The organism is Nitrospirae bacterium CG2_30_53_67 (assembly GCA_001873285.1).
GTDB lineage: Bacteria > CG2-30-53-67 > CG2-30-53-67 > CG2-30-53-67 > CG2-30-53-67 > CG2-30-53-67.
This window is the reverse complement of the sequence record MNYV01000109.1, coordinates 1-10,591: the sequence shown is the minus strand read 5'-3', so window position 1 is coordinate 10,591 and position 10,591 is coordinate 1. Positions and strand designations below refer to the sequence as shown.

Annotated in this window: 8 protein-coding genes and 1 tRNA gene; 1 reads left to right on the top strand and 8 read right to left on the bottom strand. The window is 54.0% G+C overall.

What is annotated here, in order from left to right:
- The 8 genes from AUK29_06795 to AUK29_06760 all read right to left on the bottom strand — a co-directional run.
- The coding region (locus tag AUK29_06795) for a hypothetical protein (GenBank protein OIP63326.1) at nt 1–812 on the bottom strand (812 nt) is incomplete at its 3' end.
- Between the two features lies 1 nt (nt 813).
- Nucleotides 814–1,815, bottom strand: a complete 1,002-nt coding sequence (locus AUK29_06790) for a hypothetical protein (GenBank protein ID OIP63325.1) — start codon at nt 1,813–1,815, stop codon at nt 814–816.
- A 59-nt stretch (nt 1,816–1,874) separates the two neighbouring features.
- Nucleotides 1,875–3,101: a hypothetical protein gene (locus AUK29_06785; GenBank protein ID OIP63324.1), complete on the bottom strand. Its 1,227-nt coding sequence runs from the start codon at nt 3,099–3,101 to the stop codon at nt 1,875–1,877.
- Nucleotides 3,102–3,113: 12 nt separating this feature from the next.
- Complete coding sequence (locus tag AUK29_06780; GenBank protein ID OIP63323.1) at nt 3,114–3,911, bottom strand: hypothetical protein; 798 nt, start codon at nt 3,909–3,911, stop codon at nt 3,114–3,116.
- 255 nt (nt 3,912–4,166) lie between these two features.
- Complete coding sequence (locus AUK29_06775) at nt 4,167–4,895, bottom strand: hypothetical protein (GenBank protein OIP63322.1); 729 nt, start codon at nt 4,893–4,895, stop codon at nt 4,167–4,169.
- A 172-nt stretch (nt 4,896–5,067) separates the two neighbouring features.
- Nucleotides 5,068–5,805 (bottom strand): hypothetical protein, encoded by a 738-nt coding sequence (locus AUK29_06770; protein ID OIP63321.1) that lies wholly within the window; start codon nt 5,803–5,805, stop codon nt 5,068–5,070.
- A gap of 108 nt (nt 5,806–5,913) precedes the next feature.
- Nucleotides 5,914–7,356, bottom strand: coding sequence for a menaquinone biosynthesis decarboxylase (locus AUK29_06765; protein ID OIP63320.1), 1,443 nt, complete (start codon nt 7,354–7,356; stop codon nt 5,914–5,916).
- 59 nt (nt 7,357–7,415) lie between these two features.
- Nucleotides 7,416–7,490: transfer RNA gene (locus tag AUK29_06760), tRNA-Thr, on the bottom strand.
- 163 nt (nt 7,491–7,653) lie between these two features.
- On the opposite strand from AUK29_06760, the gene AUK29_06755 reads away from it, so the two are divergent.
- A complete protein-coding gene (locus AUK29_06755) occupies nt 7,654–10,278 on the top strand; it encodes a hypothetical protein (GenBank protein OIP63319.1) in 2,625 nt (874 codons plus the stop codon).
- The last annotated feature ends 313 nt before the right edge of the window (nt 10,279–10,591 follow it).

Sequence of the window (10,591 nt, the reverse complement as noted above, 5' to 3'; positions counted from 1 at the left end):
GAGCCCTCGTCCTTGGCGCGGGACAGGGCCGTGTTGAAAAAAATCAGACTCAGGGGGATTCCGACTGCTGCAAAGAGGGCCAGCACGGCGAGGTCGTAACCGAGCTTTGTGACGGGCGCCCCCATCAGGATGGCCTGCCGCAAAGAACGAAGGGAGTAGGTCAACGGAAGGAGGTTCGAGCCGAACTGCAGAAACTTCGGGAGGATCGCTACCGGAAAATAAACCCCCCCGAGGAACGCGGAAAGGCTCCCAAAGACAAAGGCGATCGGGTCTCCCCGCTTGTAAAACAGGACAAAACCCGCGGAAAGGATCCCGAAGGACGAGAAGGCAAGGATGGTGATGAACAGGACGACCAGCACGGAAAGGAGGTTGGCCTGGCCGATCTGAAAACCGAAAAAGACGACGCCGAAGAAGAGATAGACCGCCACTTCGAATGTGGCATAAATAAAACTCCAGAGACTGGAATAGATCAGAAGCGTTATAGGTCTTGTGGGCGTGGTGAACATGGCCTCCAGGGTGCCGGTCACCTGGCCTTCCCGGATGGTCACGGCAAAAATGGAGAGGGCTACGTTCAGGTAACGGTAGAAGGCGATCCCGATCAGGACAAAGGGGAAGTACTCCCCTCCGTAGGCTGAAAGATAAGGGTTTGCAGAGCTTCCGAAAAGCCGGGAGATATAATAGAACATCACCACGGAAAAGAAGACCCCCGCAACCTGGGATACAAATGAAAGGCGATAACTGATTTCTCCCAGAAAATCCCGCCGGAGAAAGGCATACGGTTTATGGAGCATAGAGAGAGAGAGCACGCTCATCTTATCCCGCCTCCCTGCCGGTGGCCCTGGCAAAGATCGTCTTTATATCCGACTCCCCGGCCTCCATGCGGACGATCATGGACCCGTTCTCTCTAAGAAGATCCATGACTTTGGACAGGTTCGCTTCCGGGTCCTGGATCGTGAGATCGAGTTTGATCTTATCGCTCCCGTTGCTCCACTGGATGTCGGTCACCCATGGAAGGCGCTGCATCTCGCTTAAGACCTTTGTATCCAGGGAAGTGATATAGAAACAATACCGGCTTGCATCAAGAAAGGATGCCTTGAGGTCTTCCATCCTCCCCTCGCAGACCAGCCGCCCCTGGCTCAGGACCCCGATCCGGCTGCAGAACTTCTTTGCTTCGGAAAGGCTGTGGGTCACCATCAGGACTGTCGTTTGTTTATTCGAGGCCAGAGAACAGATCTCCTTTAACAAACTTTCGGCCATGGTGGGATCCAGCCCCCGGGTCGGTTCATCCATGAGCAGGACTTCAGGCTCCCTCAGCATGGCCCGAGCCAGCAGGAGCCTCTGTTTCATCCCTGTGGAATACGCATCATACCGGTCGTCCAGAAAGTCGCCCATGTTCATGAACGAAGAGAGTTCCCGGATCCTGCGGTCTATCTCTTTTGCGGAGAGGTTCAACAAGGAACCAAAGAAACACAGGTTTTCCCTCCCGCTCAGACGCCAATAGAAGCTCCTTTCGTCCGGATAGACCATGCCGATCCGCTCTTTGATCCGGTTTTCGTCCCGAACCAGGTCGTACCCCAGGATGCGGACACTCCCCCGATCCGGACGGATCAGGGTGGAGAGGATCTTAAGCAGCGTGGTCTTGCCCGCCCCGTTGGGCCCGAGCAGGCCGAAGACCTCTCCGGTTTGCACACAGAGGGTTACATCGTCCAGCACCTTGATGTCATGAGAGAGGGAGGATGAGGCGAACCACCTTCGGATGCCTCTTTTGGGCCTGAAGATCTTGGTGAGTTTTTCTATCTCGACGGCATAGGGCATGAGGGTCTTCAATTTATGGAAAGGTCACGGTTAAAAGAAGTCTTCCGCAGAGATCCACCCTATGGATTTCTGTGATGTTTCGCTGCGGCCTGCAGGTTCCAGCCGTTTTTTTCGCCGAGGATATCCTCCTCGTAGACCGAACTGATAATGTAGATGAGGGGATTATCCTTGAGGCTGATGATCCTCGGCGCCTTCAGCTTCTGCCCTTCAGCCTGGTACAGGATCTCCACCGTGGGCCTGAGCGGGCGCTCTTCGCTGGTTTCAATCACCTTGCCGATCTCGTTGGTGTTCAGCTTCACAAACCCTTCCAGAGGAAAGACGGAGATCTTTCTCAGAAGCGTTTTGATCAGCTTCTGGGCGAACACCCCCTTCTCCTGCTCCACGATGATCTTGACGGCATCGTAAGGGAGAAAACGTCTGCGCTGCGGCCGGGTATGGGTCAGGGCTTCATAGTAGTCGACCAGGCCGATGATCTGTGCGTACTCATGGAGGTCTTCCCCTGAAAGCCCTCTCGGATACCCCTTGCCGTTGATCCGCTCATGCTCCTGCCGCACCACGGTCGCGATCCATTCATACTGACGCCCGAGGCGGGAGAGCATTTCATAGCTGTATTCGGGGTGCCGCTTCATCTCTTCATACTCTTCCTTGGTCAGCACATCTTCCTTGTTGATGATCTTGGTATTGAGCTTGGCCATCCCGATATCGTGCAGGAGAGCAACGGTCCCGAGGCGGATGAGCTGATTCTCACTGTAATTGAGCCCCATCCCGACCTTCAGGGAGAAGATCGCTACATTCAAGGAATGGGAAACAAGGTCGTTGGAGGAGTGACGGGTATAAACCGCCTTCAGGTAGAGCTTGTCTCCGGCCATCAGGCTTTGAACCATCCGGACGGTGCATTCTGCGATCGCGTCCACGGAGAAGGTTTGATTCGACTTTCCTTTGTCCATGGCGAGGCCGACCTGTTTCTTGGCATCCTCGTAGATCTTGTCCACATCCCCGTAGATCCATTCCCCGTCAGCATTCTTGACGTCGGATTTCTCGACCAGAATGCCGGAGGACATCCTTCGCAGTTCCTCCTTGGAGATGATCGTGGAAATCCCCTTTTCTTCGCTCTCCTTGAGCAGTTCATCTACGGAAAGGATCTCGCTCAGCTTCAGATCCTCTGATTTTCCGAAAGACCGCGGCGCCTTCTTCTTAGGAACGGCCTGATGCAGTACGACGGATGGTTTCTCTTCTTCCCCGGATCCGCCTCCGGACTTGCGCAATATTTCGCTGATTCTTACCATAGGTCTGCTCCCTTAAAAGGAACCGTTGGCCGACTTGTCCACGATCATGGTACTGATGAACTTGACGCTCTCTCCGCAGCCGATCAGCAGGCTGAGATCACAAATGTTATTGATCTTCCTCGGAATGCCGGTGCTGTGTTCATAGATCCGCCGGAAGGCGTCATTGGTAAACATGTTGCGCCTGGCGCCCGCCTTCTTGAGCCTGAAAAAGATGAACTTGACCATCTCCTGCATGTCCAGAGGCTTGAGGTGGTAACGGATGGCGATCCTCTGGTCCAGCTGAGGCATATTCTCCATCTTTTCTTGGAGTTCGGGCTGGCCGATCAGGATCAGGGTCAGGAGAAAACAATCGTTCATCTGGAAGTTCAGCAGGAGTCTCAGTTCCTCGAAGGTCTCGCTGCTGTTGATCAGTTGCGCCTCATCCACAATGATCACTGTGTTTTTCCCGTCTTTGAGGTTTTGATACAGGAAATCGTTGAGCTGGTGGATCATCTCGCTCTTGGATTGAGCCGTAGTCTTCAATCCGAACTGATACAGGATCTCCTTGAAGAAGTCATCGGCCGGCAGGCAGGGGTTCTCGATCAGGGCCAGTTGATAATTTCTTTTCACGAGCCTCTGCACCAGGAGCCGGCTGATCGTGGTCTTGCCGCAGCCGATCTCACCGGTCAGCATGGCCGCACCCTTGCGGTTCTCAATAGCATAAATCAGCCGCGTCAGGGCCTCTTCGTGAATGGGAGATTTATAGAGATAGCCAGGATTTGGAAGATTTTCAAATGGATATTCCTTTAAACCCCAGTATTCCTTATACATAAGCATGAATCTCCTGGTATGAGCCAATATTCTCAAACAATATCATGCCATCTCCGAGTTCTGAATCCACCTGAAGTTCAAGAAACAGAAAAATCCTTTACTATTGATATGTTAATGTGGTGGGCCGTTTTTTGTCAAGATTTAATTTGGTTGGTTTTGACATCGAGAAATTGGAGAGATAACCCCTCGATTTCGCCCTATTGCTTGTTCGGAAGGGCGAGAATGTCCTGTTCAAAGACCGAATCCTTAGTGGTCCTACCCGAACCGTGACAAAGCCGGGAAGACCTTCATGATCCAGACTGAAAAATACCCCAGGCGGTTCATGAAGATCATCACGCCGATGGTGATCAGCAGGATCCCGGATACCGCTTCCACAGCCTTGAAGTGCTTTTTGACCCGGCTGATAAAGGACAACGACCAGCCGGTCGCAAGGCCCATGAGGATGAAGGGGATACCAAGACCCATGGCGTAAATGAGGAGGAGGAGGACCCCGGTCATTACGCTCTCCTGGGTCCCGGCCATGGCCAGGATCCCTGCCAGGATGGGCCCGATACAGGGGGTCCAGCCGAAGGCGAAAACCACCCCGATGACAAAGGCCTGGAGATAGGAGATCCGTTTTGTCCTGACATGGAATCTTTTTTCATAATTCAGAAAACCGATCCTGAAAAGGCCCGTGGTATGCAGGCCCAGGACCACCAGGGCGAGACCTGCGATTCTGCGCAGCAGGCCCATGTGACCGGTCATGATATGCCCGATCAGGGTGGCCGATGCCCCGAGAAGGGTGAAGACCAGGGAAAACCCGGCCACAAAAAGCACGGAACCGGCCAGGATGCCGGGAAGGAGGGCCGAAGGCTTCTCCCTCCCGGTCAGTTGTTCAACCGAAACACCGGAAATATAAGAGATGTACGCCGGCACCAGGGGCAAGACACAAGGCGAAATGAAAGAAAGCAGGCCGCCTAAAAATGCAAACAGGAACTGATCCATAATTTTTTTTCCCTTACAATTTCAAAATTCTAAGTTCTAAATCCTAAACAATTTCAAATAACCAAAATTCAAAACAGAACGGTTCAGAATTTAAATGTTTTGGACATTTGGATTTTGGATTTGTTTAGGATTTCGACATTAGGGTTTAGAATTTATAGCCCTATCCTTGGCATCACCGTACCGGCACTCCGGGAAATGTCATCACCGATTCATGGATCCCGGCGCGGGTGAGCTGATCCGCCGTGAGCCAGCGGAACCGGATCTTGGACCAGTGAAAGAGCCTTTGCGGCTCCTCGCTCAACGGTTTTTGAGTTTCATCGTACAAAACTTTATAGAACTCCATGCCGTCCTGAACTTGGATCATCTTCAGCCGGAATGCAACCGAGGCCGGGCTGACGATGGAATAGTTTCCTCCCACCCGTTCATGGATCCGCAGGACCTCCCCCACCACTACAGCATCCACCCCGAGTTTTTTCCCCAGTTCCATGATGAGCTGGATATCATTATAAATGTCCTTCGCCCCTTTTTGGAGATGAAAAATGGAAAAGGCCTGATCCAAAGGGATGACCTCGTAAGGCGCCGACTTCTTCAGATCTTTATACAGGTATTCCGCAAGGAGCCCCCCCTCTATGGAGAAGTCTTTGTGCTCACGCAAGGGATGGCCGCAAAAGGAACAGATCACATCCGATTCCTTGTCTCCCTGGCGGATCTCCGGCATGACAAAGGGGAGGATGGCTACCTGTTTGATCCGGATCTTCTGGAGATCCGGCGCATACCAGACCTGCAGGTCCCTCTGAAGATGGACGTCCTCCACAATCCCTTTGCCGGCCCCGCACGACAGAAACACCATGGAGAGGATCAGCAGGAAAACTATACGGAAGATAGGGACATAGGGACGATGAACACTCATGGGTAACCTCCTATCCGCAGAGACCGTCATAGCCGCCATTCCGGGCCAGACCCGAAACACGGCATGAGTATCATAAATCTCCGGCAAAGCCGGATTTTAGGGTGCAGATCAAAATCCGTACGCTTTCCAGCGGGCAGTCACCAGAGCCCGGATCTCCTCCGTCATGATGATATCCTCAGGCCATTCCCTGAGATGCCCTTCGGCGGGCCACTTCTTGGTCGCATCGATCCCGATCTTGGCCCCGTACTTGGGAAGGGGTGAGGCGTGGTCCAACGCATCCAGAGGGCCTTGCACAACCTCCACGTCCCTTTTCCAGTCCACGTTGTTCCCGAGGCGCCAGAGGACCTCGGAGGTGTTCTGCACGTTCACATGGGCATCCACAACCACGATCATCTTGGTAAACATCATCTGGCCGGTCCCCCAGATCGAATGCATGACCTTCCGGGCATGGCCCGGATACCGCTTGTCGATGGAGACGAAGACCATGTTGTGGAAGATCCCCTCAATCGGGAGGTTCATGTCCACGACCTCCGGGAGCTGCTTTTTCAGCAGGGGGAGGAAGATCCGTTCCGTGGCCTTGCCCAGATAGCAGTCCTCCATGGGCGGCTTCCCCACGATGGTCGCGGGATAGAGCGGGTTTTTCCTGCGTGTCATACAGGTGATGTGAAAGACCGGATAGGGCTCGGACAGGGAATAATAGCCCGTATGATCGCCGAAGGGGCCCTCGACCCTGCTCTCCCCAGGATCCACATACCCCTCCAGAATGATCTCGGCATGGGCCGGCGCCATGAGGTCCACGGTCTCGCAGGGAACCATCTCCACCGGCCCCCCGCGCAGGAATCCGGCAAAAAGCATCTCGTCGAACTCATCCGGGAGCGGGGCCGTGGCTGAATAGATGACCGCGGGGTCCCCCCCGAGCGCCACGGCCACGGGGAGCCGCTCATGCCGGCGCTCTGAATCCTGGTAATGGCGGGAGCCGTGCTTGTGGACGTGCCAGTGCATCCCCGTGGTCTTCTCATCATAGACCTGCATGCGGTACATCCCGCAGTTCTGGGTCCCGGTGACGGGATTTTTTGTAAAGATCAGAGGCAGTGTAATGAACCGGCCCCCATCCAGAGGCCAGCACTTGAGGATCGGCAAGGACGAGAGGGAAGGACGGTCCTTCTCGATAACCTCCTTGACCGGTCCCGTCTTCACGGTCTTGGGGATAAAATCGGCCAGCCTTTTCAGCTTGGGGAGCTGTTTGATCTTTTCGATCAGGTTGGTGGGGATCTCCGGCTCAACGATATTCTGAATCCTCCGGGCGATCTCATCCAGGGAACCCACCTCGAGGGCGAGGCAGATCCTTTCCATGCTCCCGAAGGCATTGATCAGGAGCGGATAAGGGGAGCCTTTGACCTTTTCAAAAAGCAGGGCCGGGCCCGCCTCTTTGGAGACGCGGTCCGTGATCTCCGTGATCTCCAATTCCGGGTCCACCTCCACCTGGATTCTCTTGAGAAGAGATTTCTGTTCCAGGGCCCGTACAAAATCCCGTAAATCTTGATAGGCCATCCTGTGTCCGTCCTGAAATTTTCGGATATGATCCCGTCATAGGCCCGTGGAAAGAACCATGGAGCCGCTGAGAGGGATTGAACCTCCAACCTACTGATTACGGATCAGTTGCTCTACCATTGAGCTACAGCGGCATTTTATATCATCAGGACTATCCCTGAATCATTTTCATTTTTTAACATCTTTTGCCTATTCCGTCAAGGAGATTCAAGAAGAGCGGAAAGGTTTGACAAGACCGTTCGCACATTCTATGCTAAGGACAGAAAATTACTTGGAAAACAAGGTTTTGTTCAAACTATGGACGTCATCACCACCCATACCAATGCGGATTTCGACTGCCTGGCCTCCATGGTGGCGGCAAAAAAATTCTACCCTGAGGCCAGGATGGTCTTCCCGGGTTCGCAGGAACACGGCCTTCACCAGTTCTTTCTGCATTCCGCGAGTTATGCCCTGAATTTTGAGCGTCTTAAAAATATCAAAATAGAAGAGGTCACCCGGTTGATCCTCGTAGACACCAAGTCGTCGAGCCGGATCGGAAAGTTCGCCGAACTGATCGGCAAACCCGGTATTCCCATTCACATCTTCGATCACCATCCGGTAACGCCGGGGGACATCCGGGCCGACTATGCCGTGATCCGGGAACGGGGCTCCACCACCACCATCCTGGTGGAGATGATCCAGGAGAAAGGGATTCCCATCACCCCTCTGGAGGCGACCATCATGGCCATCGGGATCTATGAAGACACGGGTTCCTTCACCTTCGCCTCGACCCGCAGGGAGGACCTCAATGCAGCCGCATATCTTCTAACCCAGGGTGCGGACCTCAACATGGTCTCGGACTTCATCACCAAAGAGCTCACCGTGGAGCAGTTCGGCCTCCTGAACGATCTCATCCAGTCGGCAAGGACCCATACCATACGGGGGATCGACGTGATCCTGGCAACGGCATCAGTGGACCAGTATGTGGGCGACATATCGATTCTGGCCCATAAGCTCCGGGATATTGAAAACATCAATGTGTTATTCGTTCTGGTCCGCATGGGAGACCGGGTCCACCTGATCGCCCGGTCCAGACTGCCCGAGGTGAACGTCGGCGAGGTCCTTGCCGAGATGAACGGAGGGGGGCACCCCACGGCCGCCTCAGCCACGATCAAGGAAAAGACCCTGCTTCAAATCCAGGAGGAGCTCCTGCAGATTTTGAAAAAACATATCCTTCCGGTCCGGAGCGCCGAGGAAATCATGACCTCGCCGGTCATCACCATTCAGGCGGACAAGAACCTGGTCGAGGCATCGGAGATCATGACCCGCTACAATATCAATGCCCTTCCGGTCGTGGAAGGGGAGAGATTCGCCGGCGTCGTGACGCGGGAGGTCGTGCAGAAGGGGATCTTCCATGAATTGCAGCAGACCCCGGTCCGGGACTTTATGAGCACGGAGGTCTTGACGGCGGACAGGACCACATCGCTCTTCACCATCGAAGAAGACATGATCGAGAAGAACCAGCGCATGATGCCGGTACTTGAGAACGGCCGGGTCATCGGGGCCGTCACCCGCACCGACCTCCTGATGGCGCTCCATGAGGATATCCGGAAGAAACCTCAGACTCCCTATGCCCTGAACGATGAGAACGAATACCTTTTCAGCAAAAATGTGAAAAAACTCTTGGATGAAATGATCCCATCCCCGGTCATCAGGATCCTCCGTCATGTGGGAAAGACCGCCGATGAACTCGGCTATTCGGCATACGTGGTCGGAGGCTTTGTCCGGGACCTCCTTCTCGGTATCGAGAACCTGGACGTCGATATTGTAATCAAAGGGGACGCCATCAAACTGGCCCATGCCTTTGCGGAGCGCTTCAAGGCAAGGGTCAAGGGCCATCCCAAGTTCGGGACCGCGGTGGTCATCCTCCCGGACGGATTCCGGGTGGACATGGCCACGGCGAGGACCGAATACTATGATTATCCTGCGGCCCTCCCCAGGGTCGAAATCAGTTCCGTTAAAAAAGACCTCTACCGAAGGGACTTCGCCATCAACACTCTGATCATCCAGCTCAACGGCAAGGCGTTCGGACATCTGGTCGACTATTTCGGAGGGCAGAGGGATCTCAAGGACCGGGCCATCCGGGTCTTGCACAACTTAAGTTTCGTGGAAGACCCCACGCGCGCCTTCCGGGCCATCCGGTTCGAGACCCGGTTCCACTTCAATATCGGCCGGCAGACCGCCGGCCTGATCAAGAGCGCCGTCCGCATGAACCTTTTCCAGAAACTCTCGGGCAAGCGGCTCTTCGTCGAATTGAAATACCTCTTCCAGGAAGAAGACCCCTTCCCATCAATCAGGCGCATGGAGTCGTTTGACCTTCTCCAATTCATCCACCCCAATCTGAGGCTGACATCCGATTCGGAAAAACTCTTTTCCTCCATCAAGAACGTTATAGCCTGGTTTGATCTTCTCTTCCTGGACATCAAGGTCGAGACCTATCTGGTCTGCCTCATGGGTCTCCTCCTCCCACTCGAAGAGAAAGAGATCAGGCAGGTGGAAAAGACCCTGGACCTCAGCAGGGATTTCTTCAGCAGGTACCTGATCGGGACCGATGCCTTCTCCCGGATTCTCAACCGGTTCAAGAACCGCAAGAAAATCCTCCCGAGTGAGATCCATGGCATGCTCTCTCCTGTTCCGGTGGAAACCATACTCCTGATGATGGCGTCCACGACCTCAGAGACCGCGAAAGAACGCTTCTCCTCTTTCCTGACCCGGCTTAGAAACATCAAACCGGAACTCACCGGCCAGGAGATCCGCAAACTCGGGTTCAAACCCGGACCCATTTATCAGCGGATCTTAAACAGGCTGATGGACGCCCGACTGGACGGCCAAGTCAAAACCAAGGAAGAGGAGATCCGACTGATTAGGAAGGAATTTCTGTAAATAAGGATCATCTCCAAAAGAGTGGGTGAAAACATCAGGGGTCAAGGGGTCCAGGATTCCAGGGGTCAAGTGAGGTGCTAAGAACATAAGGGGCCGAGGGTCCTAGGGTTCAAGGATTCCAGTGTTTTTCTCTGGAGATTTTGCTTGCGTTTAAGTATTTCACTTGACCCCTTGAACCCTGGAATCCTCGAACCCTTTTTACCCACTAAATGGGAGAAGAACCAGAAAAGAAGAGAAGTGAAGTGATGGAAGCTTTATTATTAATCGGTCATGGAAGCCGGGCCGAGCAGGCCAATGAGGGGATGTTCCGGAT